Source organism: Oerskovia enterophila, assembly GCF_001692445.1.
In the GTDB taxonomy this organism is placed as follows: Bacteria; Actinomycetota; Actinomycetes; order Actinomycetales; family Cellulomonadaceae; genus Oerskovia; species Oerskovia enterophila.
In genome coordinates, this window is record NZ_MAQA01000013.1 from 1 (window position 1) to 26,535 (window position 26,535).

Here is a 26,535-nt window from a genome sequence, read left to right on the forward strand (position 1 = left end):
CCGTCCCCCGTCACGCAGCCTCCTGCCCGGCCCCCCGCCGAACCCACCTCGCCGACGCAGGGCGCGCCGGTCGTGCTGACGAGCAACGGGGACGACTTCGGCGACCTGGTGGTCGGTCGGGCCGGGGTCGTCGGGTTCTCGCTCGCGAACCCGGCGGGGGCAAGGATCTCCGCGCTGCGCGCCGAGATCCTCCTACCGCCCGGAGTCACTCTCGCCGATCGACGAAGCACGGTGTCCGACGGCGTGGGGTGGGTGTGCACGGCGAAGGAGGGCGAGGGCTCGGTGTCGTGCGGGCTCGACGAGCTCCTCCCGGGGGCGACCACCACGGCCGTCGTCCCCGTCGACGTCTCCCCCGCCCTCGTCGACCACGTCGTCCCGGCCACGATCCACGTGAGCGGCCCCGGCATGAAGGATCTCGAGATCGTGCAGGACCTCCACGTCACCGCGCAGGGTATGGGGGCGCGGTTCGTCGCGGCGGGCGGGTTCGCGGTGACCGAGGTCGGCGCACCCGTGTTGCACTGCGCGGCCCACCTCACAGGGTGCTCGCAGGTCGCTGCCGGTGCGACGACCGGGTCCGCGCGGAACAACAACGCGTGGTCCATGGTGGCCGTGGACGAGCGAGGCACGGGGACGACGTCGTCGAGCGCGGTGCTCCGCCTCCCGGCCGGGTCACAGGTCGTCTCGGCACGGCTCTACTGGGCGGGCCGGTGCGCGTCCGATCCTCGCAAGGTCCGGATCCAGCCCCCGGGGACCGGAGCGTTCGCACCGGCCGGACGGGCCGAGGACGCCGATCTCGACCGGAGCGGCACCGACTACCAGGCGAGCATCGACGTGACCGCGGTCGTCGCGGCCCACGGCGCCGGCGAGTGGGCGGTCGCGGACGTGTGCGCGACCCCGGGGACGGGACGCTACGGCGGATGGGCCCTCGTCGTCGTCCACACCGACCCCGCCGCGGACGACCTCGTGGTCCTCTTCGACGGGTACGCCCCCGTCCTGTCGCCAGCCGCACCTCGCACGTTCACGGTCGCAGGCCGTGCGGGGGCATCGGCACGCGTCGGGGCCGTCGCCTGGGAGGGCGACGCCGGGAGCGCGGGCGACAGACTCCTCTTCGACGACGTGCCCCTCACCCCGAGGACGTGGTCGCCCACCGGCCCGCCTCGTGCGGGGTCGGCCGGGAACGCGTTCGACTCGACCGCGACGGGATCTCGCTACGTCAACTCGCTCGGGGTGGACGTCAAAGCCTTCGAGGGGGCGCGATTCGCCACCTCCCGGGCCACGGTCACCGCGACGACGACCGGCGACCAGTACTTCGTCGGTGCCCTCACGGTCTCGACCCCGCTCGGGACGACGGCGTCTCCCTGAGCGGGCTCGCTGGACGACGTGCGATGGTGCCGCACCGGGCGCTGGTGCGGCACCACGTCTCGATCTCATCCCACGCGGAGCCCGCCGACCAGACAGGGACGGGTGATCCTGCGGGTGATCACCGTCGTCCCGCCCAGGGAAACAGCGAGAGAGCGCGATCCCACGCGGCATAGAGTTCATCCAATGTCAGGAAACCTTGCAGTCGGTCGCGCCCGCTGGTCGTTGATGGCGCTCTTCGCGCTCTTCGGCATCGTGGGCACGAGCTGGATGACGCGGCTGCCCTCGATCCGCGACGCGCTCGGGGTCTCGTCGGCCCAGCTCGGGCTGATCCTCATCGTGGGCGCGGTCGGCGCCCTGTTCGCGGTGGTCTCGACGGGCGCGATCGTGTCCCGGTTCGGCAGCCGCAGCACCCTCGTGGCGGCCACGGCGCTCAACCTCGTGGCCCTGCTGCTCGTCGCGTGGGGCACCGCGGCGGGCAGCGTCGGGATCTTCGCGGTCGGCGCCTTCCTCAACGGCGTGAGCGGCGCGCTCATGAACGTGCCCATCAACCTCAACGGCGCGCTCGTCGAACAGCAGGTGGGGCGCGCGATCCTGCCGCACTTCCACGCGGCCTTCTCGATCGGTGCGGGCGCGGGCGCCCTCGTGGGTGCAGCGTTCTCCGCAGCCCACATCCACATCTCGGTACAGCTCGTGATCGTCACGGTCGCGGTCGCGGTCGCGCGCGCCCTGACGATCGGACCCGCGACGGTGTTCGCTCCCGAGCGTCGGGCTGGTGCCACGACCACGCCGGGCGTGAGCCCGGCCGACCTCGAGCACGACCTCGCCGAGTCCCCCGCGGGCGGTGCGACCGAGCCCGCGGTGTCGGGGGCCGTCGTCGACGCGGCGGACGGCGCGGCCGGCGCGGAGGCATCGCGAGCCGCCGCCGGAGCCGCCTCGGCCGGTGCGACCGGCGGATCCGACGGTGGCAGCACTGCCCGTGGCGCCCGGGACACGGCGCAGAAGCCGCCCCGGCGCGGCGCGGGCATGCGCTCGGCCCTGTCCGCGTGGCGCGAGCCGCGGACCATCCTCATCGGCCTGGTCCTGCTGGCTTCGTCGCTGTCCGAGGGGTCGGCGGGCAACTGGCTCTCGATCGCCATGGTCGACGGCTTCGAGGTGCGCGAGGCGGTGGGCGCCATGGCCTACGGGACGTTCGTGGGTGCCATGACCGTCTTCCGCTTCGCCGGGACGGGCCTCATCGACCGGTTCGGTCGCGTCACGGTGCTGCGCGCCTCGGGCGTCTCGGCCCTCGTGGGCCTCCTGCTGTTCGGCCTGGCCCCGCAGATCTGGCTCGCATGGTTCGGGATCGTGCTGTGGGGCTGCGGCGCGGCCCTGGCCAACCCGATCGCGATCGCCGCGGCGTCCGACGACCCGCTGCGCTCGCCCGCACGCGTGTCCGTCGTGACGTCGTTCAGCTCGTTCGCCCAGCTCACCGCTCCCCCGGTGCTCGGCCTCCTCGCCGACGAGATCGGGGGCCGCTACGCGCTCCTGACCATCTGCGCGGCCATGGTGCTGAGCCTCGCGCTCGCCGGTCAGGTCAAGCCACTGCCTCGCGAGGCACGGACCCTCGTGCCCGAGCGCGCGTGACCGGGTCCGGGCTCGCGGTGCGCACTGCCGGAGCGGCGGGCACTGACGGAGCGGCCGGGGCTGCCGGGGCTGCCGGGGCTGCCGGGCCCTTCGGCGGTGCCCGCACACCCCCTGACGACACGGTCTGACGGCCACTTCGGCGGGAGGCGCCGCACCCGGCGCGACGTCGGCCGCCCCACCGCCGAGCATCACGTCATGACATGCCCGAATCCGCCTGTTCGCACGGATTCCAGCCCGTCCATGCTTGGTATCTTGGGGGGTCACCCCAGAGGAGGTCGAGCAGTCCTATGATCCGCATCGGCGTGGTCGACGACGAGTCGGCGAGCAGGCAGATCGTGCTCGATCACCTCGATCGCTACCAGGCGGAGAACGACGTGACGTTCGACGTCCGCACGTTCACCGACGGACGCGAGCTCGTCACGGGGTATCGACCCGAGTTCGACATCCTGTTCCTCGACGTCCAGATGAACGACCTCGACGGCCTGGACACCGCCCGGCACATCCGCACGCTCGACACGCGGGTCGTCATCGTGTTCGTCACCAACATGGCCCAGTACGCGATCCACGGCTACGAGGTCGACGCCCTGAGCTATCTCGTCAAGCCCGTCCCCTGGTTCGCGTTCTCTCAGGAGCTGCGCCGCAGCATCGAGCGCGTCCGGCGCAGCGGGACCGACTCGGTCATGCTGACCGTGAACGGCGAGCTGGCCCGCGTCGACCTCCTCGACGTCGTCTACGTCGAGAGCATCAAGCACCGGGTGGTCGTGCACGCGGTCGACCGGACGTACTCGTTCACGGGCACCCTCAAGGCGTTCGAGGCCGACCTCGGCGAGAAGGGGTTCTTCCGGAGCAACAGCTGCTACCTGGTGAACATGCGCCACGTGACGGCCGTCAAGCAGAGCACGTGCGTCATGCTCGGCGGGGACGAGCTCCAGATCAGCCGCCCGCGCAAGCGCGCGTTCCTCGATGCGCTCGCCGACCACGTCGGAGGGCACGTCGCGTGATCGGGGATCTCCCGACCGACATCCCCCGCGGCTTCACGGCCTTCGCCGAGTGGTCCGCGTGCCTCGTCTACATCCTGCTCCTGCGCAAGCGGTTCACCCCGCCGATCCTGGCGCTGTCCCTCGGCCTGGGCCTGGGTCTCCTGTGGGCCGTCCAGACGTTCGCGGGCGGTCTGCCGATCGCCCTGTGGACCGCCGGCATGGCGATGGCCGTGGCCGCGATGTTCGGCGTGGTCGTGGTCTGTGCCGACGTCTCGACGCGCGAGGCCGGGTACTTCACGGCGCGCGCGTTCGTGCTCGCCGAGCTCGTCGCGTCGCTCCACTGGCAGCTCTACAGCTATGCCGTGGACCAGGGCTTCACGGGGGTCGGCATCCAGGTGGGGCTCCTGGTCCTGGTGTACGGCGCGGCCTTCACCGCGGCCTACCTCATCGAGCGGAGACACTTCCCGCCCGACCAGCGGCTCGACGTCGACCGGCGCGGCCTGCTGAGCGCGGCCTCGATCGCCGCTGTCACGTTCCTCATGAGCAACGTGAGCTTCGTGAGCTCTAACACCCCGTTCAGCGCGCAGTTCGGTCCCGAGATCTTCTACATCCGCACGCTCGTCGACCTCGCGGGGTATGTCGCTCTCTATGCGCAGCAGGGGCAGCGGCTCGAGCTCCAGCGCGCGGTCGAGGTCGAGGCGATGAACCGGATGCTGCGTTCCCAGCACGAGCAGTACCTGCACTCCAAGCGGAACATCGACATCGTCCACCGCAAGTACCACGACCTCAAGCACTTCGTCACGGCGATCCGGTCGGAGAACGACCCGGACGCGAAGGCGTCGTACCTCGACCAGCTCGAGGAGAGCATCCAGGGCTACGGTGCCCAGGTCGAGACAGGGAACGCCGTGCTCGACACGATCCTGACGTCCAGGACGGCACAGTGCGCCGAGCTCGGGATCACCCTGACGTGCGTGGTCGACGGCGCAGCACTGTCCTTCATGGACGCCATGGGACTGAGCGCGTTGTTCGGGAACGCGCTCGACAACGCGATCGAGAGCAGCGCGACCCTGCCGGACCCGGAGAACCGCCTCGTCCGCGTCGCGGTCTACACCCAGAACTCGCTCGTCCTGGTGCGCTTCGAGAACTACCACGTGGGCGACCTGGAGTTCGACGACGGGATCCCGCGCACCACCAAGGGCGACGCGCTCAACCACGGGTACGGCCTGCGAAACATGCGCCAGGTCGTCGAGGGCTACGGCGGGTCCCTCACGGTGCACGCAGAGTCCGGGTGGTTCGTGGTGCGGGCCCTGATCCCGCTCCCCGAGCGCTGAGGGCGGGGGCCCTGATACGGGGCCGGGCGCCCAGGTGCCCAGGTGCCCAGGTGCCCAGGTGCCCAGGTGCCCAGGTGCCCAGGTGCCCAGGTGCCCAGGTGCCCAGGTGCCCAGGTGCCCAGGTGCCCAGGTGCAGGGTCTCCTCCCCCGAGGGGAGGGTGTTGTTTTCGTGTAGCCACCACATTTGTGGTGGCTACACGAAAACACCACCGGGGGATCTTGCTGTCGGCCGGCCAAGGTCCCGACGCGTGGGCGGGCGCTAGTTGAAGCCGATGACGCGTTGGGCGGTCTTGTAGGCCAGGACGGAGATGCCGCGTCCGGGGCGTCCGGGCAGGTTGGAGATCTGGTGCAAGGTCGTGCGACGCAGGCGCCGGTACAGGGCGGGGTCCTGGGTGCGGACCTCGGCCCAGAAGGTGTCCTTCTTGGCCAGGGACTGGGGCGTGCCCGAGCGCAGCAGCAGCATCGAGGAGACCATGCTCACGATGTTGATGTAGTGCAGCATGTAGCGCTGCAGGGCCCGGGGAGCGCTAGGGTCGGCGCGCACCGCGCGTAGGTGGTTCATCATGGCGCGGTTGATGCGCAGCTGTTGATCCACCCGCGAGATCATGACGTCCTCGTTGACGGACTGGTCCGCGCGCCCGATGTAGTACCGGTACAGGTCCACGTCCAGGTAGTACAAGGTCCGCACCGCGGGCAGGGGCGCGTAGGCGTAGAGGTTGTCGACGTAGAACGAGTGCTCGGGCAGGACCAGACCCACCTCGCGCAGCAGGTCGGTGCGGTAGATCAACGAGTGCATCAAGATGTACTGCGACTTACGGAAACGTCCGACCTGGTCCCAGCCCATGACCCGGTTCCTGGGCAGCGCGTTGGTGTAACGCACCGCGGTCTTCTTACGCTTGTCGACCTTCTCGTAGACGAAGTTCGAGACCAGCACGTCCACCCCGGTCCCGGCCGCGGCGAACCCGCCCAACGTCTCCAGGACCCGGCGGTAGGCGTCCGGGTCGAGCCAGTCGTCGGAGTCCACGATCTTGATGAACCGCCCCGACGCGTGCCCGAGCCCGGTGTTGATCGCCGCCCCGTGCCCACCGTTGACCTGATGGATCGCGGTCACGACCCCCGGATACGCGTCCGCGTACCGGTCCGCGACCGCCCCCGTGGCATCGAAGGACCCGTCGTTCACGATCAAGATCTCGACCAGGTCACCACCAGGCAACAACGACTCGATGCACCGCTCCATGTACGCCGCAGAGTTGTAGCACGGCACCACGATCGTCAACAGCTTGCTCATCAGGACAACACTCTTCAGACTTCCTGGCCCGCACGGGCCGACGACGCATCCACCCCAGCAGACCCACCAGACCCACCAGGCCCAGCCGGGTCAGGCATCTCAGCGGGCTCGGGCTCACGCTTGAAGATGACCTTGAAGATCGGGAAGAACACCCAGAAGGATAGAACGGCGTTGATCATCATCGTGACCATGTCGGCCACCGTCTCCCCCGTCTTGCCCATCCCCCACGTGTCGATCAACAGCTCGTACACCGGCGCCTTGTACCACCCCTGCAACGCCGCCGCCGCGAACGTGATCACCACGTACGCCACCGTGTACCAGAACGCCGCCCGCCAGATGTTCGTGTTCGACTTGAACGTCACGTTGCGCTGAGCGAAGAAGTTGATCACCTGCGCGATCAACAACGTCACCTGCACCGCCAAGAAGTACGCCAACCCACCCCCACCCTCAGGCAACCCACCCGCGGCATAGTCGAACAGGTAGAACGGCGACCCATCCGGATTCGACCCCACCGCCAACACCTGAAAGCTCGTGTCCACCAACGACGTCATCCCGAACACAGCCTTGAACGCCGGCATCAACGCCAGCTGCAACACCGTCACACCATTGCTCAACACGAAGAACACCACGAACTGAGCCAACCCCGGCCGACGCTCCGCGAACGACGACCACCCCACCCGCAACCGACCGAACATCCGGGGCTTGCCCCCGGAGAGCGGGGTCTGGGCCGTGGTCGGCGCCGCCGTCTCCAGGGTCGGCGTCGGGGCCGCCTCCGTCTCGCCGCTCATCGGCGCGCCAGCTCGGAGCGCATGCGGCGGGTGGACCGTCGGTTCCGGAAGAACGCCGAGACGAGGTCTCCGACGCCCCGGAAGAAGCGGCCGTTGACGATCGTGACCAGCGCGGCGGCCATGTCCATGCTCACGGCGCCGTTCGTCATCTTCGCGATGGCGCGGAACGGCATCCCGCGCAGGAACAGCAGGTTCAGGTCGGGGGTGCCCTTGGCCTCGGCGCGGGCGATCCGTCGCGCCAGCTCGCGGTATGCGAGCCGGGCCAGGGGGCTGCGCGCGTGCTCCAGGTCCGACAGGGGGCTGTTGACCCCGAGCGGCCCGGTCGCTCGGCCCCTGGCTGCCAGCGGGCGACCCAGGAGGGAAGCGAACACGTCGTCGGGCACGTCCGTGACCGCACCGGTCCGGTACTGCTGCGGCACGGCCGTCGCGGCAGCGCCGGGAGCGGTTCCCGTCAGGACGTGCTCGGCCGCGAGCAGCACGGTCTCGACGTCGGAGCCGACCTCGAGGGACCACGTGCCGCCCTCGGTCTCCCAGGTTCCCGTCGCCGTCGAGAAGTGGCGGAAGGTGAAGCGGTCGAACGCGATGCGCGCGCGCTGGGACTCCCCCGGCTCGAGGTGGACCTTCGCGAAGCCCTTGAGCTCGCGCACGGGGCGGTGCACGCCGTCGGTCTCCCGTCGGCCCACGTACAGCTGCGCGACCTCGGCTCCCGCGACGTCCCCCGTGTTGGTCAGGGTGAACGTCACGCCCTCGGCGTCGACCTCGAGGTCCGCGTACGCGAACGTGGTGTAGCTCAGCCCGAACCCGAACGGGAAGGCCACCGGCGCACCGACGCTCGAGTAGTAGCGGTAGCCCACGTAGGGGCCCTCGCGGTACTCGGCGTCGACCCCCTCACCCGGGTAGTAACGGTACGTCGGGGTGTCCTCGAGCCGGACGGGGTACGTCTCCGCGAGGCGACCGGACGGGTTCACCGCACCGGTCAGCACCCGGACCACCGCCTCGGCGCCCCCCTGCCCGCCGAGGTAGCCGTGGACCAGGGCGGAGCACTGCGAGAGCCAGGGCACCTCGACGACCGAACCTGCACTGAGGACGACGACGATCCGGCTCGTGACCGAGGAGATCCGCGCCAGGAGCTCGACCTGGCTCGAGGGAAGCCGCAGGTGCGAGCGGTCCTGGCCCTCGGACTCGCTGATCTCGTCGAGCCCCAGGTAGAGCAGGACGACGTCGGCCGACCGGGCCGCGTCGACGGCCTCGGCGACGAGCGTCGGGTCCGACGCCCCGCCGCGCGTGAAGCCCTGTGCGGTCGCGACGACCTCGAGGTCGGAGCCGGCGAGCGCGTCGAGCGCCGTCGTGAGCCGGGTCGGGTTGACGACCGAGGAGCCGGCCCCCTGGTAGCGCGGCGTGGACGCGAAGTCGCCCACGACCGCGACCCGGGTGCCCGCAGCGAGCGGCAGGACACGGTCCTCGTTGCGCAGCAGCACGGCGCTCTGTTCGGCAGCTGTGCGCGCGAGCTCGTGGTGGGCGTCAGGGTCGACCTCGCGGCTCGCTCCCCCGATCCGGCTCACGAGGACCTTCATCTCCTCGACCCGCGCGTCGAGGTCGGCCATGTCGAGGTCGCCTCGACCGACTGCGTCCACGATCTGCGCGGCGGAGTCGAGCCCCGGCGACGGCATCTCGAGCGTCCCGCCCCGACGCACTGCCTCGACCGCGTCGTTGCCACCGCCCCAGTCGGTCACGACGGCCCCGTCGAACCCCCACTCGTCGCGCAGGACCTGCTGGAGCAGGAACGGGTTCTCGTTGGCGTAGGTGCCGTTGAGCAGGTTGTAGCTCGACATGATCGAGTACGGCGCGGACTCACGGACGACGACCTCGAAGCCCGTCAGGTAGATCTCGCGCAACGTCCGCTCGTCGACCACGGAGTCGCTCGTCATGCGACGCAGCTCCTGGCTGTTGGCCGCGAAGTGCTTGGGGCATGCCGCGACGCCGCGCGACTGGATGCCGCGCACGTAGCCTGCCGCGAGACGTCCGGAGAGCAGCGGGTCCTCGGAGAAGTACTCGAAGTTGCGCCCGCACAGCGGGCTGCGCTTGACGTTGAGCCCCGGGCCGAGGAGCACGTCGACCCCCTGGTCGGCGGCCTCGGCACCGAGCGCCTCACCCACGGACCGCGCGAGCTCGGGGTCCCAGCTGTTGGCGACCGTGGCCGCGGTCGGGAAGCAGGTCGCGGGCTGCGAGGCGCCGAGACCGAGGTGGTCGGCCGAGCCCGTCTGCTTGCGGACGCCATGAGGCCCGTCGGACAGCCACAGCGTCCGGATCCCGTGCCGCGGTACCGCACGTGTCTCCCAGACGCTCTCCCCGCTCAGGAGTGCGGCCTTCTCGAGCGTCGTCAGTTCTTCCGTCATGGTCTGCTTCCGTTCGCCCCGCGGCACGTGTGCGGCTCGCGGGTGTACTGGTGTGGTTCTGTCTCGCCTGCTCGTCCGGACGGTCCGCGACGGCCCGGCTCCGGGACGGGGACTACGTCGCGTGGGCAGGGACCCGCTCGACGGCGTCCGGCACCGGGCCGGAGTCGCCGTCACCGTCGCTACCCGGCCCGGGCTCCTGCCTGAAGATGATCTTGAGGATCGGGAAGTACACGACGACCGAGATCAGCGCGTTGACGATCATCGTGACGACGTCGGCCCCGGCCTCCCCCGTGCTGCCCCAGCGGTCGACCATGAACTGGTAGATCGGGTCCTTGTAGAACCCTTGGAGCGCTGCGGCGGCAAAGGTGATGACGACGTACGCGACCGTGTACCAGGCCGCCGCGCGCCAGATGTTCGTGCTGGACTTGAAGGTGATGTTGCGCTGGGCGAAGAAGTTGATGACCTGGGCGACGAGCAGGGTGATCTGCACCGCCAGGAAGTAGGCGAGCCCTCCGCCGCCGTCCGGCAGCGCCCCCGCCGCGTAGTCGAAGATGAAGAAGGTCGAGCCGTCGGCGTTCGTGTTCACGGCGAACGCCTGGAACGACTGATCCACGAGCGACGTCATCGTGAAGACCCACTTGATCAGGGGCATGAGCGCCAGCTGGAGCACGGTCATACCGGTGCTCAGGAGCGAGAAGACGACGAACTGTGCGACGGCCGGACGCCTCTCCGAGAAGTCGTTCCACGACCTGAGCACGCGCGTCTCCCTGATGCTGTTCGGTCTGTCCACCTGCGTGTCTCCTTCGACTGTCCACGAGCTGTCGCAGGGACGAGGCCGCTCGCCCTCACCGCCGATGCGGGGAGGACGTGAACGACGTCCCGGGTCGCGACCACCTCCGCGCGGGGCTGCGACGCCCGACGACCGGTGGGTGGCGCCCGAGGGCGACTGGTAACGAACTCATCACAGCCCACACCCGACGAGGCGCCGAGCCGGTTTGCATAACCTGTCGGTTCTGGCGCACAAACTGTCGCGCGCCCCGGCCGGGGACCGACCAGCGACGCGTCCTCCTGGGGCCGGGCGCAGGGGAACCACGGCGGTGCGGGGAAGCCGTCGGAAGCCGGGCTCGGGGGATCGTCCGGCTCACCGACAGGCCGACCGGCCCGGTCCTGGTGGCGTTCGGGAGCCGGCCTCGCCGTGGGAGCGCGTCGCGCCGCCCGCACGTGGGAGCGGCGGTCGCCGCGGGCCGCTCGTGCGCAACCGACAGCGGCGCCTTCCGGGGACCCCCTGCTCCCCCGGAAGCGCCGCGCGGGCGCGCTCGGACGGGACGCACGACCCCCAAGGCCTCGACCGTCACGAGCTACGACACCCGTACTCTACTGACGGCAAAGTCGCCTCGAGGTCGAAGTTCCCGCAGATGAGAGAGCTCTCATGTGAACTGCACCACATCGTCACGAACGGTGCCCCTGATCCCCGTCCGCACCCCACGCACGTCAACCCGGCCCAGCCCGCGCGGCACCGGACCGGTCGCGGCAAGCCCCGCCGTCGGGCCTGTGAGATCTCTCCCTGCGGAGTGCCACCAGCACCCGCCCGTTCCTGGGACAATCGAGAGGTGACGACACACGAGAACCCTCCGGGCGAGCGGCTCAGCCGCGCGTTCCAGCACCGACTCAACGAGCTCTTCGCGACCCGACAGCGTGCCGGACGCGGCGCGACCAACCGCGAGGTCGCGAACTGGATGACCGAGCACGGCTACGCCGTCAAGGAGGCCTACCTCAGCGCGCTCCGCGGCGGCCACCGCACCTCGCCCTCGCTGCGCATCATCGAAGGCCTCGCGGCGTACTTCGGCGTCGAGCCCAAGGACCTCCTCGACACGGGAGAGGACCCCAAGAAGGAGCTCCGGCTCGCCCTCAACGACCACGGCGTCGAGGCCTTCGCGCTGCGCGCCGAGGGCCTGTCCGCGGAGAACGTGCGCGCCGTGACCCAGCTCCTGGACCAGATGCGCCGGATGCAGTCGCTCCCGGCCGTCGATCCCGTCGACGAGTCGTGAACGAGCATCGCACCCGCCTGACCGCGGCAGGACTCGACCGAGCCCGCAGCATCGACGACGCCCGGCGCATCGTCGCGACCCTGCGCGAGCGGCCCATCGACGTCGTCGACGGCCCACTGGGTGAGGGGATCTCGGGGATGTGGCTGAGCATGCCCGACGGCGAGAAGATCATCGTCAACTCCGAGGCGACCCTGTCCGAGCGCCACCGGCACCACATCATCGCGCACGAGCTGGTCCACATCCTCGACGCGTGCGACGACCCCGACGCCCCGCCGCCCGGACCCCAGCGACGCAACCGCTACGAGGACCCGGTCGAGCACCGTGCCGAGTCGATCGCGAGCGAGCTCATGATGTCGATCGAGGCCACGGGCGGTGTCGCGCACCGCCTCGCCGGCATGGAGCGGTACCGGTGACCCTGCTCGCCTTCGCTCTCTTCGCCGGGGCCGCGCTCTGGACGGCTCTGCGCCACCGATCGCAGCACCGCGGGGACTACGCCCTGACCTGGGGGCTCGCGCTCGTGGCCGCTGCCTCGGCGCTGCGCATCAGCCAGGTCGAGTCGTTCCTGCTCGAGCACGCGCCCCCCGGCGCCCACGAGCTCGCCAAGCACGCCCTGCTCGTCGCCGGCTGCCTGTGCATCGCGGCGTGGGTCCAGGGCACCCAGGGGCCTCGGCCTCGTCCGACGTACCTCGCCTCGGGGATCGTCGGGGTCGTCGGGGTGCTCGTGCTCGTCTTCGCGCTCAACGGCCCGTGGGAGCGGCAGGACTTCGACCTGCAGACCGGCGGCAAGCCCTGGATGGCCCTGTACTGGGCCGCGTACTACGGGGCGTTCCTCTGGGCCACGGCGACGTTCGGCGTCTCGACCGTCCGGAACCGGCAGGACCGTCCCCGTAGCGACCGCTGGGGCATGGACCTCGCCGCCGCGGGTGCGTTCGTCGGGGTGCTGTGGGCACTCCTGAGCGCCGTCAACATCGTCCTGCAGGAGCCGGGGGCGATCGAGCAGTACCGACTCCTCGGGATCCGCACGCGGTACCTGATCGCGGCGTCGAGCATCCTGCTCACGCTCGGGATCATGGGGCACCTGCTCTCGGCCGCACGGACCCGGCGACGCCGCCGGGCCGACCTGAGCGCGCTGCACGCGCACCTGGTCGACGCCGTCGCGGAGTCCCGCCTGTCGTCCGTGCGCCCCGAGGTCGCCGAGTACCACCGGACCATCGAGATCATGGACGCGCTCGCGACGCTGGCCCGCTACTCGGCCCCCCAGGACGCCGCGCAGGTCCGGACCCTGGTCGGCGACGCGCCCGAGCCCGTGCTGCGGGCGCTGCAGATCGACCTCGCCGCGACCCGGCGCGGCATGGACGAGCGACCAGAGGTCCCCGCGGACTGGAGCGCCTGGGCCGAGGACGACCACGCCCTGCGCCACCTGGGCAGGGCGTTCCGTGAGCAGACGAGCGAGAAGCGCGCGGTCGTGCTCGCCGGAGTCCTCGGCACCGAGCAGGAGCCGCGATGACGCCCCCGGCCGGAGGGGCGGTCACCGCAGCCCCACCCCGCTGGGCCGTCGTCGTGACGGAGGTCCTCGCGCCGGGCTACACGGTCGCGGCTCTCGTCCTGGCCGCGGCCCTGTACGCGTCGCCCGGTCTGGCCGGCGCGCGCTACGTGGTGCTCGCGGTCCTGCTCTGCGGCGGGCTGCCCTACCTGTTCGTCCACGGGCTCGCGCGGGCCGAGGTCCTGGAGTCCCGTCACGTGCGCCCCCGGGCCCAGCGCCTCGTGGTCTTCGCAGGGCTCCTCGTCATCGAGGTCACGGCGATCCTCGTCCTGCACCTCGCGGGAGCGCCTCCCCTGCTCCCCCGGCTCCTCGCGGCCTACCTCGCGGGGATCGTCGCGATCGCCCTGGTCACCCCGTTCGTGCGCGCCTCGGTGCACACCGCCGTGTTCTCGGTCGCCGCGGGCGTCTCCACGGCCCTGTCCTGGTGGCTGGCGGCCGCGCTCCTGGCCGTCGCGGTCGTCGTCGGGCTCTCCCGCCTCGCGGTGCACGACCACTCCCGCCGCGAGGTCGTGACGGGACTCGTGCTCGGCGCCTCGGTGGGGGCCGCGGCCGCCGCGGCTCTCCTCGGCTGACGTCCGGCGCGGCACCGGCGCCCGACACGTCTGAGCGCGCCCGTCCGGACAGGTACCGGACCTCACGCGGCGAGCCGATATCCCTTGACCTTCCCCGTACTGCGCGCGATCCTCGATCCATGCCGACGACGCCCCTCCTCGTGCCGCTGCCCGCTGCGACCACGCGACCAGCGGGCAGGCAGCAGGAGCTCCGGCCCCGGCGACCTCGCCCGGCGCCATGACGAGCGCACTGCTCGCCGGGCTCGTCGCGGGCTACGCGATCGCCATCCCGGTGGGCGCGATCGCCGTCTACCTCGTGACGCTCACGGCCCGCACGCGTTTCGCGGTCGGGGCGGCCGCGGGCCTCGGCACCGCGACGGCCGACGGCATCTACGCGACGGTCGCGGTCGTCGCGGGGGCCGTCGTCGCCCCGCTCGTCGCAGCCGTCCGCACGCCGCTGACCTGGGCGTCGGTCGCGGTCCTCGCCGTCCTCGCGTGGCGCACGTTCCGCCCCGCGCTCCAGCGCGTCCTGCCCGACGGCGCCACGCCCCGTCCGGCGACCGCCGACACCACTCCCGTGCGGGCCTACGCGACGCTGCTCGGCCTCACCCTGGTCAACCCCGCGACCGTGATCTACTTCGCCGTCCTCGTGGCCGGTGGCGCGCTGAGCCCCGACGCGACGGGCGCGGAGCGAGCGGTCTTCGTGCTCGCCGCGTTCGTCGCGTCCGCGAGCTGGCAGATGCTCGTCGCCGGTGGTGGCGCGGTGCTCGGGCGCGCCCTCACGAACGACACCGGCCAGCGCGTCACCGCTGCCGTGGGCGGCCTGGTGATCCTCGCGCTCGCGGTGCACCTGGCGCTCGGGGCCTGACGCGAGGGCGTCAGGCCCCGACGAGGTCCGCCGGAGCGAACGTCCGGACCGCAGCCCGGAAGTACTGCTCTGCGCGCTCGCGCGCCTCGCCCCGCGAGCACTGCGCTTCTTCGAGACCTCGCGTCCCGCCGTGCGCGAGCTCGAGCTCCTCGGTCACGAACCGGCCGATCGCGGCACCGGCCGTTCCCGTCCCCATCTCGCGGGTCACGGCCTTGAGCGCGACGAGCTCGCCGACGGCATCCTGCACGGTCGACGAGGCCTCACCCTGCGCGAGCAGGGTGAGCAGGTCGAGGGGTGGGTTGCTCGCGTCCGGGTGGACCCGCAGCCACCGCAGCACCGCGGCGGGCCGCAACGCGTAGAAGACCTTCTTGAGGGAGACGTCACCGCCCTCCCACCGGTCGCGCTGCCGACTGCCGAGGTACGCGTAGTGCCGGACCAGGGCTCCACGGTCGACGACGTCGGAGGCGAGCGCCCGCAGACCGTCGCGGAAGTCCTCGTCGCCGCGGTACACGATCCCCGACTCCAACCACTCGACGATCGTCGCGTTCCCCTTCACCAGGAGCTGCACCGCCTTGACGAGGTCCCAGCCGTTGACGTCGAGGACCGCGTCGAGCGGGGTCTCCAGGACGTCGCGGCGCGGCCACGGCCCGAGGTAGTCCTCGGGAGCGCGGACGTACACGAACCGGCAGTCGTAGTCGCTGTCGGGCGACGGGAAGCCCCACGCCCTGCTCCCGCTCTCGACCGCCCACGGGATCGCGACGCGCTCGGTCACGGTGAGGGTCTCGAGGCGGTCGTCGATCGAGGCGACCACCGCGGGGTCGAGAGACGAGGGGAGGAAGCGCATCCCGGGAGACTAGCCGCTGCGCGCGCCGGCTCCCCAGGCAATTCTCGTGGGCCTTGTCGGTCGGTCCTGCCGGTGGAGCATCGCCCGAGCAGGCCCTCCTTCCGCAACGCCGAGGCCCCGGTGGCCGGCCGCGCGAGGAGCGCGGCCGGCCACCGGGGCCTTCGTCGAACTGTCAGCGCGGATCAGACGTCCGTGCTGTCACCGATCCGGTGCACGAGGATCGAGTTCGTCGTGCCGGGCTGGCCCACCGGGGCGCCCGAGACGACGACCACGAGGTCGCCGACCTCGGCGAGGCCGTTGGCCTGCAGGGTCGTGTCGACCTGGCCGACCATCGCGTCGGTGTTCGCGACCTCGGGCACCTGGTACGACTGGGTGCCCCACGTGAGCGACAGGACGTTGCGCACGTGCTCGCGCGGCGTGAACGCGAGCAGCGGGATCGACGAGCGCAGGCGCGACATGCGTCGCGCCGAGTCGCCCGACTGCGTGAAGGTCGCGAGGTACTTCGCGCCCAGGACCTCACCGATCTCGGCAGCGGCACGCGTGATGGCGCCACCGCGCGTGTGCGGGGTCGAGCCGAGCGGCGCCATGCGCTCACGGCCGGCTTCCTCGGTCGCCTCGATGATGCGGGCCATGGTCTCGACCGTCAGGATCGGGAAGTCGCCCACGCTCGTCTCGCCCGAGAGCATGACGGCGTCGGCCCCGTCGAGGACCGCGTTGGCGCAGTCCGACGCCTCGGCGCGCGTGGGGCGCGGCGAGTTCGTCATGGACTCGAGCACCTGCGTCGCCACGATGACCGGCTTGGCGTTGCGACGAGCGAGCTCGACGATGCGCTTCTGCACGAGCGGGACCTGCTCGAGCGGGAGCTCGACCGCGAGGTCACCACGGGCGACCATGACGCCGTCGAACGCGTCGATGATCTCCGCGAGGTTCTCGACGGCCTGCGGCTTCTCGATCTTGGCGATGACGGGGACCGAGCGGCCCTCCTCGTCCATGATCGTCTTGACGTCGTCGAAGTCGGCCGCAGAACGGACGAACGACAGCGCGATGATGTCCGCACCGAGGCGGAGCGCCCAGCGCAGGTCGTCGCGGTCCTTCTCGGACAGCGCCGGCACGGAGACCGCGACACCCGGCAGGTTCAGACCCTTGTTGTTGGAGACCGGTCCGGCCACCTCGACACGGGTGACGACCTGGGGGCCCTCGACCGCGGTGACGCGGACGAGCACCTTGCCGTCGTCGATCAGGATCGGGTCGCCGACGCGCGCGTCCCCGGGCAGACCCTTGTGGGTCGTGGAGACGAGCTCCTTGGTGCCCACGACGTCCTCGGTCGTGATCGTGAAGGTGTCGCCCTCGTTGAGCCAGTGCTTCTCGTCGCCGCCGAAGCGACCCAGGCGGATCTTGGGCCCCTGGAGGTCGACGAGCACAGCCACGGAGCGGCCCGATGCCGCTGCGGCCTCGCGCACGCCGTGGTAGACGGCCTCGTGCTCCTCGGCACTGCCGTGGCTGCGGTTGATCCGCGCCACGTCCATCCCGGCGTCGACGAGCGCCCGGAGCTGTTCCTTCGACTCGGTCGCGGGTCCGATGGTGCAAACGATCTTTGCTCTGCGCATTTCTCCAGCCTCGTTGTTCCTTCGTGTCCGGCGGAACCGGACCGCCTCGGGCCCCTGCCTGGGCCCCGTCTCCACCCCGGACGTCCTCGCGGACGCCGGGGCGCGTCTCACACTCTTGTCATGCTCTCAGCGACACGGTCGATGCGCGCACCGGGGCAGGGAGCTCGGTGCGTCCCTGCAGGTACGCGTCGGCCGACGCGGCCGCGGCACGACCCTCGGCGATGGCCCACACGATGAGCGACTGCCCGCGTCCCGCGTCACCGGCGACGAACACGCCGGGAACGGTGGTCGCGAAGTCGTCGCCGCGTGCGACCAGGCCACGAGCCGTGAGCCCGATCTCCGACTGCGCCGAGAGCGTCTGGGTCTCCGGTCCCGTGAAGCCCATGGCCACGAGCACGAGATCGGCAGGGATCTCCTTCTCGGTGCCGGCCTTCGGGACGCGACGCCCGTCCGGGAGGTACTCGGTCTCGGCGACGCGCAGGGCGCGCACCCGACCGTCCTCGCCCGCCAAGAAGTCGACCGTCGACGCCAGGTAGGCCCGCTCGCCGCCCTCCTCGTGCGAGGAGGAGACCTCGAAGAGGATCGGGTCGGTCGGCCAGGGCTGCGTCGCCGAACGCTCGAGCGGCGGCCTCTTGCCGATCGCGAGCGTCGTGACGCTCGCCGCCCCCTGCCGGAGCGAGGTGCCCAGGCAGTCGGAGCCGGTGTCGCCGCCACCGATGACGATCACGTTCTTGCCCGTCGCGAGGATCTGGTCCTCGACCACGCCGCCCGCGACCACCGTGTTGGCCTGGTGCAGGAACTCCATGGCGAAGTGCACGCCGGGGAGGTCGTTGCCCGGGACCTGCAGGGCACGCGGGACCGTCGCGCCGGTCGCGAGGACCACGGCGTCGAAGCGACGTCGCAGCTCGTCCCAGGTGATGTCCACGCCGATCTCGACGCCCGGGCGGAAGCGGGTGCCCTCGGCCTCCATCTGCGCCAGGCGACGGTCGATGTGCAGCTTCTCGAGCTTGAAGTCCGGGATGCCGAACCGCAGCAGACCGCCGATCGCCGCGTCACGCTCGTAGACGACGACCGTGTGACCGGCACGGGTGAGCTGCTGGGCCGCGGCCAGGCCCGCGGGCCCCGAACCGACGACCGCGACCGTCGACCCCGTCAGACGCTGCGGCACCTGCGGCGTGACCAGCCCGCGGGCGAACGCCTCGTCGATGATCGAGACCTCGACGTTCTTGATGGTCACGGCCGGCTGGTTGATGCCGAGCACGCAGCTCGACTCGCACGGCGCCGGGCACACACGTCCCGTGAACTCCGGGAAGTTGTTGGTCTCGTGCAGCCGTTCGCTGGCCTCGGCCCACTGGTCGCGCCAGACCAGGTCGTTCCACTCGGGGATGAGGTTCCCGAGGGGGCAGCCCTGGTGGCAGAACGGGATGCCGCAGTCCATGCAGCGGCCCGCCTGCTCCTTGAGGAACGGCTGCCCCTCGACCAGGTGCTCGTGCACGTCGCGCCAGTCGCGCAGCCGGACCTCGACCGGACGGTTGGGCGGGAGCTCGCGCTCCCGCACCTTCAGGAATCCACGGGGATCAGCCACGAGCCACCTCCAAGATCTGGTCCCACACGCCGGGGGCGGCGGGGTCGAGCCCGTCGAGCTCGGCCTGCGCGAGCGCCTTGCGCACGCGGGCGAACTCGGCGGGCAGGATGCGCGTGAAGCGAGCACGCGCAGCGTCGAAGTCCTCGAGCAGCTCGGCCGCGACCGTCGAGCCCGTCTCCTCCAGGTGCGTGCGGACCAGGCCCTCGACGAGAGCCGCGTCCGCGTCGTCGAGCGGGTCGAGCAGGAGCTCGCCCGTCGCGACCGCAGCGGTGTTCATGGCCGCGGGCCGCAGGTCCAGCACGTAGGCCGTCCCTCCGGACATGCCCGCGCCGAGGTTGCGTCCGGTCGGGCCGAGGATCAGCACCGCACCACCGGTCATGTACTCGAGCCCGTGGTCGCCCACCCCCTCGACGACGAGCGTCGCCCCGGAGTTGCGGACCGCGAAGCGCTCGCCCACGAGCCCGCGCAGGAGGATCTGCCCGGACGTCGCGCCGTAGCCGATGACGTTGCCCGCCACGACGTTGCTCGACCCCGTGAGGACTGCCGAGCGGTCGGGACGGACGATGATGCGTCCACCCGAGAGGCCCTTGCCCACGTAGTCGTTCGCGTCGCCGAAGAGACGCAGCGTGATGCCGCGGGGCAGGAACGCCCCCATGGACTGACCGGCGGACCCCGTGAGGGAGACGTCGATCGTGTCGTCGGCCAGCCCCTCGCCGCGGTACCGCTTGGTCACCTCGTGACCGAGCATGGTGCCCACGGTGCGGTTGACGTTGCGGATCGGCAGGGCGATCCGGACCGGCTCGCGGTTCTCCAGGGCGTCGGCGGCCAGCGTGATGAGCTGGTTGTCGAGCGCCTTGTCGAGGCCGTGGTCCTGGGTCGTCGTGTTGCGCAGCGACGAGCCCTCGAGCGGCTGAGGCTTCTCGAGCACGGGCGCGAGGTCGAGACCCTGCGCCTTCCAGTGCTCGATCGCCTGCCGGGTGTCGAGCGCCTCGACGTGTCCCACGGCCTCCTCGATCGACCGGAACCCCAGGCGCGCCAGGTGCTCGCGCACCTCCTCGGCGATGAACTCGAAGAAGTTCACGACGAACTCGGGCTTGCCCGTGAAGCGTGCCCGCAGCTCGGGGTTCTGGGTGGCGACGCCCACCGGACAGGTGTCCAGGTGGCACACGCGCATCATGACGCAGCCGGAGACGACCATGGGAGCGGTCGCGAAGCCGAACTCCTCGGCACCGAGCAGCGCACCGACGACCACGTCGCGGCCCGTCTTCATCTGCCCGTCGACCTGCACCACGATGCGGTCGCGCAGGTTGTTCAGCACGAGCGTCTGCTGGGTCTCGGCCAGGCCGAGCTCCCACGGGGTGCCCGCGTGCTTGAGCGAGGTCAACGGGCTCGCGCCCGTGCCGCCGTCGTGCCCCGAGATGAGGACGACGTCCGCGTGCGCCTTGGACACACCGGTCGCGACCGTCCCCACGCCGAACTCGCTCACGAGCTTGACGTGCACACGAGCCGACGGGTTCGCGTTCTTGGCGTCGTGGATGAGCTGCGCCAGGTCCTCGATCGAGTAGATGTCGTGGTGCGGCGGCGGCGAGATGAGCCCGACGCCCGGCGTCGAGTGCCGGGTCCGGGCGATCCACGGGTAGACCTTGTGCCCGGGCAGCTGACCGCCCTCGCCGGGCTTGGCACCCTGGGCGAGCTTGATCTGGATGTCGTCCGCCGCGGTCAGGTACTCCGACGTGACGCCGAACCGGCCCGAGGCGATCTGCTTGACCTTCGAGCGACGCTCCGGGTCGTACAGACGCTCCGGCTCCTCGCCGCCCTCGCCCGTGTTCGAGCGACCACCCAGGCGGTTCATGGCGATGGCCAGGGTCTCGTGCGTCTCGGCCGAGATCGAGCCGTACGACATGGCGCCCGTGTTGAAGCGCTTGACGATCTCGCTGACCGGCTCGACCTCGTCGATCGAGATCTCCGGGCGCTGACCGTCCTTGAACTCCAGGAGCCCGCGCAGCGTCATGAGACGCGTCGACTGGTCGTCGACGCGCTGCGTGTACTGGCGGAAGATGTCGTACCGGCGCTCACGCGTCGCGTGCTGCAGCCGGAAGACCGTCTCCGGGTCGAACAGGTGCTCCTCGCCGTCACGGCGCCACTGGTACTCGCCGCCCGTGGTGAGACGGACGTGCGCCTGGTGGTTGCCCGAAGCCGGGTAGGCCTCGGCGTGACGGGCCGCGACCTCGGCCGCGAGCACGTCGAGACCGATGCCTCCCAGACGGCTCGTGGTGCCAGCGAAGTAGTCCGCGACGAGCTCGTGCGACAGACCGAGCGCCTCGAAGACCTGTGCCCCGCGGTACGAGGAGATGGTCGAGATGCCCATCTTGCTCATGACCTTCAGGACGCCCTTGCCGAGCGCCTTGATGAGGTTCTTGACCGCCTTCTCCGGCTCGACCGTGACGAACCCGGACTTGGCGAGGTCCTCGACGGACTCCATCGCGAGGTACGGGTTGACCGCCGCGGCGCCGTAGCCGATGAGGAGCGCCACGTGGTGCACCTCCCGGACGTCCCCGGCCTCCACGACGAGCGAGACCTGGGTACGGGTGTGCCTGCGCAGCAGGTGGTGGTGCACCGCGCTCGACAGGAGCAGCGACGGGATGGGCGCGAGCTCCTGGTTGGAGTCGCGGTCGGAGAGCACGATGAAGCTCGCGCCGTCGGCGACGTGGTCGTCGACCTCGGCGAAGATCTCCTCGAGCCGCGCGTGCAGAGCCTCTCCCCCGCCGCTGACGGGGTAGAGCCCCTTGACCGTGACAGCCCGGAAGATGCCCTCGAGGCCCGGGTCGCGGTCGACGCGCAGGATCTTCGCGAGCTCGTCGTTGTCCAGCACCGGGAAGGGCAGGATCAGCTTGCGCGCGTGCAGCGGGCTGTCGTCCAGGAGGTTCGGCTCAGGACCGATCGCACCGCCGATCGACGTGACCAGCTCCTCGCGGATCGCGTCGAGCGGCGGGTTGGTCACCTGCGCGAACATCTGCGTGAAGTAGTCGAACAAGAGGCGAGGACGGCTGGACAGCACCGCGATGGGCGTGTCCGTCCCCATCGCGCCGAGCGGCTCGGCGCCCGTGCTCGCCATGGGGGTCAGCAGGATCCGCAGCTCTTCCTCGGTGTACCCGAAGGCGCGCTGACGACGCTGGACCGAGGCGGGGCTGTGCGCCACGTGCTCGCGCTCGGGCAGGTTCTCGAGGTAGACCGAGTTCTCGGCGACCCACTGCGCGTAGGGGCGCTGGGCGGCGAGCTGGCCCTTGACCTCCTCGTCCTCGATGATCCGGCCCTGGCCGGTGTCGACGAGGAACATGCGCCCCGGCTCGAGGCGCCCCTTGCGGACGATCGTGGCCGGGTCGAGGTCCAGGACGCCGGCCTCGGAGGCCAGGACGACGAGGCCGTCCTCGGTCACCCAGTAGCGCCCCGGGCGCAGCCCGTTGCGGTCCAGCACGGCACCGATGAGGGTCCCGTCGGTGAAGTTGAGGCAGGCGGGCCCGTCCCACGGCTCCATGAGCGTGGAGTGGTACTCGTAGAAGGCCCGGCGGTCCGGGTCCATCTCGGCGTGGTTCTCCCAGGCCTCGGGCGCCATCATGAGGACGGCGTGAGGCAGGGAACGGCCCGAGAGGTGCAGGAGCTCGAGCACCTCGTCGAAGCTCGCCGAGTCGCTCGACCCCTCCGAGCACACGGGCAGCAGCGGGGCGAGGTCGCCCAGCTTGTCGCTCGCGAGCATGCCCTGACGCGCGGCCATCCAGTTGCGGTTGCCGCGCACCGTGTTGATCTCGCCGTTGTGCGCGATCATGCGGAACGGCTGCGCGAGCGGCCAGGACGGGAACGTGTTGGTCGAGAAGCGCGAGTGGACGAGCGCGAGCTCGCTCGCGTAGCGCGGGTCCGAGAGGTCCGGGAAGAACGGCTCGAGCTGCGCGACGGTCAGCATGCCCTTGTAGGTGAGCGTGCGGGACGACAACGAGGCGAAGAACAGACCGAGCTCGTGCTCGGCGCGCTTGCGCAGGCGATAGGTGCGCCGGTCCAGGTCGAGCCCGGACAGCTCCCGCGTCAGGTCCGCCACGACGAGCTGGCGGAACGTCGGCATGGAGGCCCGCGCGCTCGGCCCCACGAGGTCGGCGGTCACGGGCACGTCACGCCACGCGAGGACGACGAGTCGTTCCTCGGCCGCGAGGGCCTCGACCTGTCGCACGACCTCGGCGGCGGCCTCCGCGTCCTGGGGAAGGAAGGCCATGCCGATCGCGTAGTGCCCGGCCGGCGGGAGGTCCACGTCGACCACGTCCCGCACGAAGGCGTCGGGGATCTGGGTCAGGATGCCTGCCCCGTCTCCGCTGTTCTCCTCGGCGCCGACGGCGCCGCGGTGGTCCAGGTTGAGCAGGGCCGTGAGCCCCGCGTCAACGATGTCGCGTCCGGGTGTGCCGCGGAGCGTCGCCACGAAGGCGACGCCGCACGCGTCGTGCTCGGCCACAGGGTCATACAGGCCCTGTGCCGAAGGCGCAGCAGCCCGGTGCAGCGGCGTGGTCATCAACACCGTCCTCACAGGCGCCCGGCCATGGGCCGGGCTTTGATCCAACTTGGGGGATTGTGGGACTTCATCGGCCCAACGGACATGACTGAACCATCTGGACGGTTGTCCAGCGGGTTCGCCTATGAAAAGACGGGTGCCTCAGTGACCTGGGTCGGGTCGGCCAGCACCTGCCTGCTCGGGCTCCGCAGCATCGAGCGATACTGTCTCTTCGCGCCCTGGGTGTCGGCGCCCGATAACGATAAACGCTATCAACGCACAGACTCCGACCAGGATGGAGGTCCAGACGTTCAGTCGGAGACCGAGCACCAGCTCGGCAGTGTCGATGCGAAGCATCTCGATCCACACGCGGCCAAGCGTGTAGAAGAGAACGTACAGCCAGAATACCCGACCATGACCCAACCTGAAGCGACGGTCGAGGTAGATGAGCAGGAACGCCGCAGCGACGTTCCACAGGAGCTCGTAGAGGAACGTCGGGTGGAACAGCGTCCCGGACTCGTAGCCTGCCGGGAGGTACTGGTCGGAGATCTGCAGACCCCACGGGAGCGTGGTCGCGCTGCCGAACAGCTCCTGGTTGAACCAGTTGCCGAGCCGGCCGATCGCCTGGGCGAGCAGCAGCCCCGGTGCGAGCGCGTCGGCGAACGCCGCGAAGCTCACCTTCTGGCGCCGGCAGCCGATGTAGGCACCCACCGCGCCGAGCGCGATGGCCCCCCAGATCCCGAGGCCGCCGTCCCAGATCCGCAGCGCCTTGAGCGGGTCGCCGTCCGGGCCCCAGTACGGGTCCGGCGTCGAGATGACGTGGTAGAGGCGTCCGCCGACGATCCCGAACGGCACGGCCCAGAAGGCGATCTCCAGGACGTCGTCGGGGTCGCCGCCGCGCTCGGCCCAGCGCTTGCGGGTGAGCCACACCGCGACGGCGATACCGGCCAGGATCGCGAGCGCGTAGGCGCGCAGCGGGAAGGGCCCCAGGTACCAGGTGTGCTGGGACGGGCTGGGGATCGAGGCGACCAGCGGCCCGACGGCGGACACGAGCCCGTTCATGACGTCACCTTCCCGGAGGTCTCGTCGCTCGACCGAGCGGAGCGGACACCGCGCGCGAGGTCGCGAGCGACCTCGCGCACCTTCTCGAGCCGCTCCTCCCAGGGCTCGTCGCCCAGGAGCGGGCGGACGAACGCGGAACCGACGATCACGCCGTCGGCGTAGCGACCGACCTGCGCGGCCTGCGCACCGGTCGAGACGCCGAGACCGACGCACACGTGCTCGCCGCCCGCTGCCCGCGTCGCCGCGACCAGCTCCTCGGCCTTGCTGCCGACCTCGGACCGGACCCCGGTCACGCCCATGGTCGAGGCCGCGTAGACGAAGCCGCGCGAGGCGGCAGCCGTGAGGCGCAGGCGCTCGGGGGTCGAGCTCGGGGCGACGAGGAAGACCTTGTCGAGACCGTGGGCGTCCGCGGCTGCGATCCACTCCCCCGCCTCGTCCGGGATGAGGTCTGCCGTGATGAGCCCGGCGCCACCGGCCGCGGCCAGGTCGCGTGCGAAGCTCTCCACGCCGTAGCGCAGCACCGGGTTCCAGTAGGTCATGACCAGGACCGGCACGCCCAGCGCAGCCACGGCCTGGACGGCCGTGAAGACGTCGCGGACGCGCGTGCCGGCCTCGAGCGAGTGCTCGACCGCCCGCTGGATGACGGGACCGTCCATGACGGGGTCCGTGTAGGGCAGGCCGAGCTCGATGATGTCGACGCCGGACTCGACGAGCGCCTTCGCGACCTCCACCGTCCCCTCGACGCTCGGGTAGCCCACGGGCAGGTAGCCGATGAGGGCAGCGCGCCCCTGGGCGGACAGCTCCTCGATCAGCGCCGCGGTGCGATGGGGCGCCTGGACGCCTCCGACGGTCGCGCTCACAAGCTGCTCCCTTCGCCGTCGACCACGGTGTCCGCGTCGATCAGGTCGAACCACCGTGCCGCCGTCGCGACGTCCTTGTCCCCGCGCCCGGAGAGGTTCACCAGGATCACGGTGTCCTCCTTGCCCGCGGCCCGTGCCTCACGGCCGATCCGCAGCGCACCGGCGAGCGCGTGCGCCGACTCGATGGCCGGGATGATCCCCTCGGTACGGCACAGGAGCCGGAAGGCCTCCATGGCCTCGACGTCCGAGACGGGCTCGTAGGTCGCTCGGCCCAGGTCGTGCAGCCACGAGTGGGCCGGGCCCACGCTCGGGTAGTCCAGCCCGGCCGAGATCGAGTGGCTGGGCAGGGTCTGCCCGTCCTCGTCCTGGAGCAGGTAGGACCGGGCACCGTGGAGCACCCCGGGGGCGCCCCCGCTGAACCGGGCCGCGTGCTTGCCCGTCGAGACGCCCTCTCCTCCGGCCTCGAAGCCGTAGAGCGCCACGTCCTTGTCGTCGAGGAACGCGTTGAACAGGCCGAGCGCGTTCGACCCGCCGCCCACGCACGCCGCGAGGGCGTCGGGGAGCCGCCCGATCCGGTCGAGGATCTGAGCGCGCGCCTCCTCGCCGATGATCCGGTGGAAGTCGCGGACCATCTCCGGGAACGGGTGAGGGCCGGTCACGGTCCCCAGCAGGTAGTGCGTCGAGTCGACGTTCGCGACCCAGTCGCGCAGCGCCTCGTTGATCGCGTCCTTGAGCGTGCGCGAACCGATGGTCACCGGGACCACCGTCGCGCCGAGGAGCCGCATGCGCGCGACGTTGAGCGCCTGGCGCTCGGTGTCCTCCTCGCCCATGTAGACCACGCACTCGAGGTCCATGAGTGCGGCGGCCGTGGCCGTGGCGACACCGTGCTGCCCGGCCCCCGTCTCGGCGATCACGCGCTTCTTGCCCATGCGCTTGACCAGCAGGGCCTGCCCGAGCACGTTGTTGATCTTGTGCGAGCCGGTGTGGTTGAGGTCCTCACGCTTGAGGAACACCCGCGCTCCCCCGGCGTGCTCCGCGAAGCGGGGCACCTCCGTCAGGGGGTTGGGGCGGCCCGTGTACTCGCGGTGGAGCCGGGCGAGCTCGTCCTGGAACGTCGGGTCGACGACCGCCTTGCGGTACTCGGCCTCGAGCTCGTCGAGCGCGGCGATCAGCGCTTCCGGGACGAACCGTCCGCCGAAGTCCCCGAAGTACGGGCCCTGCTGGTTCTGCAGGGAAGGTGTTGCGTCGGGCACGCGGCCTGACCTCCT

The 26,535-nt window shown here is 71.0% G+C and carries 20 protein-coding genes; 9 read left to right on the top strand and 11 right to left on the bottom strand.

The features are described 5' to 3' along the window. The 4 genes from OERS_RS07070 to OERS_RS07085 form a co-directional block, all read left to right on the top strand. On the top strand, nt 1–1,362 hold a 1,362-nt coding region (locus tag OERS_RS07070), incomplete at its 5' end, for a hypothetical protein (protein ID WP_211268449.1). A 183-nt stretch (nt 1,363–1,545) separates the two neighbouring features. Further along, nucleotides 1,546–2,985 (top strand): MFS transporter, encoded by a 1,440-nt coding sequence (locus OERS_RS07075; protein WP_082849101.1) that lies wholly within the window; start codon nt 1,546–1,548, stop codon nt 2,983–2,985. 287 nt (nt 2,986–3,272) lie between these two features. Continuing rightward, on the top strand, nt 3,273–3,986 hold the full coding sequence (locus OERS_RS07080; protein WP_056648283.1) for a LytR/AlgR family response regulator transcription factor: 714 nt from the start codon (nt 3,273–3,275) through the stop codon (nt 3,984–3,986). Then, nucleotides 3,983–5,296 (top strand): sensor histidine kinase, encoded by a 1,314-nt coding sequence (locus OERS_RS07085; RefSeq protein WP_068625268.1) that lies wholly within the window; start codon nt 3,983–3,985, stop codon nt 5,294–5,296. The genes OERS_RS07080 and OERS_RS07085 overlap by 4 nt, the downstream gene beginning before the upstream one ends. 259 nt (nt 5,297–5,555) lie before the next feature. Here OERS_RS07085 and OERS_RS07090 read toward each other — a convergent pair whose 3' ends face one another. From OERS_RS07090 to OERS_RS07105, 4 genes are all read right to left on the bottom strand, one after another. After that, nucleotides 5,556–6,584 (bottom strand): glycosyltransferase family 2 protein, encoded by a 1,029-nt coding sequence (locus tag OERS_RS07090; RefSeq protein ID WP_068625269.1) that lies wholly within the window; start codon nt 6,582–6,584, stop codon nt 5,556–5,558. A 14-nt stretch (nt 6,585–6,598) separates the two neighbouring features. Continuing rightward, on the bottom strand, nt 6,599–7,372 hold the full coding sequence (locus tag OERS_RS07095) for a hypothetical protein (RefSeq protein WP_068625270.1): 774 nt from the start codon (nt 7,370–7,372) through the stop codon (nt 6,599–6,601). Further along, nucleotides 7,369–9,768: a glycoside hydrolase family 3 C-terminal domain-containing protein gene (locus OERS_RS07100; protein WP_068625271.1), complete on the bottom strand. Its 2,400-nt coding sequence runs from the start codon at nt 9,766–9,768 to the stop codon at nt 7,369–7,371. Before OERS_RS07100 ends, OERS_RS07095 begins: the two co-directional genes overlap by 4 nt. Nucleotides 9,769–9,880: 112 nt before the next feature. Next, nucleotides 9,881–10,558 (bottom strand): hypothetical protein, encoded by a 678-nt coding sequence (locus OERS_RS07105; protein ID WP_068625272.1) that lies wholly within the window; start codon nt 10,556–10,558, stop codon nt 9,881–9,883. A gap of 820 nt (nt 10,559–11,378) precedes the next feature. Between OERS_RS07105 and OERS_RS07110 the strand changes: the two genes are divergently transcribed. From OERS_RS07110 to OERS_RS07130, 5 genes are all read left to right on the top strand, one after another. Further along, on the top strand, nt 11,379–11,816 hold the full coding sequence (locus OERS_RS07110; RefSeq protein ID WP_056764849.1) for a hypothetical protein: 438 nt from the start codon (nt 11,379–11,381) through the stop codon (nt 11,814–11,816). After that, nucleotides 11,813–12,229 (top strand): hypothetical protein, encoded by a 417-nt coding sequence (locus OERS_RS07115; protein ID WP_056646861.1) that lies wholly within the window; start codon nt 11,813–11,815, stop codon nt 12,227–12,229. The genes OERS_RS07110 and OERS_RS07115 overlap by 4 nt, the downstream gene beginning before the upstream one ends. Beyond that, entirely contained in the window at nt 12,226–13,323 is a 1,098-nt protein-coding gene (locus tag OERS_RS07120; protein WP_056764851.1) for a DUF6545 domain-containing protein, read from the top strand. The genes OERS_RS07115 and OERS_RS07120 overlap by 4 nt, the downstream gene beginning before the upstream one ends. After that, entirely contained in the window at nt 13,320–13,931 is a 612-nt protein-coding gene (locus OERS_RS07125) for a hypothetical protein (protein WP_068625273.1), read from the top strand. Before OERS_RS07120 ends, OERS_RS07125 begins: the two co-directional genes overlap by 4 nt. Before the next feature lie 217 nt (nt 13,932–14,148). Further along, nucleotides 14,149–14,778 (top strand): LysE/ArgO family amino acid transporter, encoded by a 630-nt coding sequence (locus tag OERS_RS07130; protein ID WP_056646872.1) that lies wholly within the window; start codon nt 14,149–14,151, stop codon nt 14,776–14,778. 10 nt (nt 14,779–14,788) lie between these two features. On the opposite strand, the gene OERS_RS07135 is transcribed toward OERS_RS07130, so the two are convergent. The 7 genes from OERS_RS07135 to trpB all read right to left on the bottom strand — a co-directional run bounded on the left by OERS_RS07135 (nt 14,789) and on the right by trpB (nt 26,520). Then, a complete protein-coding gene (locus OERS_RS07135; protein WP_068625274.1) occupies nt 14,789–15,622 on the bottom strand; it encodes a nucleotidyltransferase domain-containing protein in 834 nt (277 codons plus the stop codon). A gap of 182 nt (nt 15,623–15,804) precedes the next feature. Then, nucleotides 15,805–17,229 (bottom strand): pyruvate kinase, encoded by a 1,425-nt coding sequence (gene pyk, locus OERS_RS07140; protein ID WP_068625275.1) that lies wholly within the window; start codon nt 17,227–17,229, stop codon nt 15,805–15,807. A gap of 118 nt (nt 17,230–17,347) precedes the next feature. Then, on the bottom strand, nt 17,348–18,814 hold the full coding sequence (locus tag OERS_RS07145) for a glutamate synthase subunit beta (protein ID WP_056646882.1): 1,467 nt from the start codon (nt 18,812–18,814) through the stop codon (nt 17,348–17,350). Further along, nucleotides 18,807–23,366, bottom strand: a complete 4,560-nt coding sequence (gene gltB, locus OERS_RS07150) for a glutamate synthase large subunit (RefSeq protein WP_068625276.1) — start codon at nt 23,364–23,366, stop codon at nt 18,807–18,809. Before gltB ends, OERS_RS07145 begins: the two co-directional genes overlap by 8 nt. A 141-nt stretch (nt 23,367–23,507) precedes the next feature. Then, nucleotides 23,508–24,407, bottom strand: coding sequence for a prolipoprotein diacylglyceryl transferase (gene lgt, locus OERS_RS07155; protein ID WP_068625277.1), 900 nt, complete (start codon nt 24,405–24,407; stop codon nt 23,508–23,510). Next, nucleotides 24,404–25,267, bottom strand: a complete 864-nt coding sequence (gene trpA, locus OERS_RS07160; protein WP_056646892.1) for a tryptophan synthase subunit alpha — start codon at nt 25,265–25,267, stop codon at nt 24,404–24,406. Before trpA ends, lgt begins: the two co-directional genes overlap by 4 nt. Further along, entirely contained in the window at nt 25,264–26,520 is a 1,257-nt protein-coding gene (trpB, locus tag OERS_RS07165; RefSeq protein ID WP_056646895.1) for a tryptophan synthase subunit beta, read from the bottom strand. Before trpB ends, trpA begins: the two co-directional genes overlap by 4 nt. Nucleotides 26,521–26,535 lie beyond the last annotated feature (15 nt).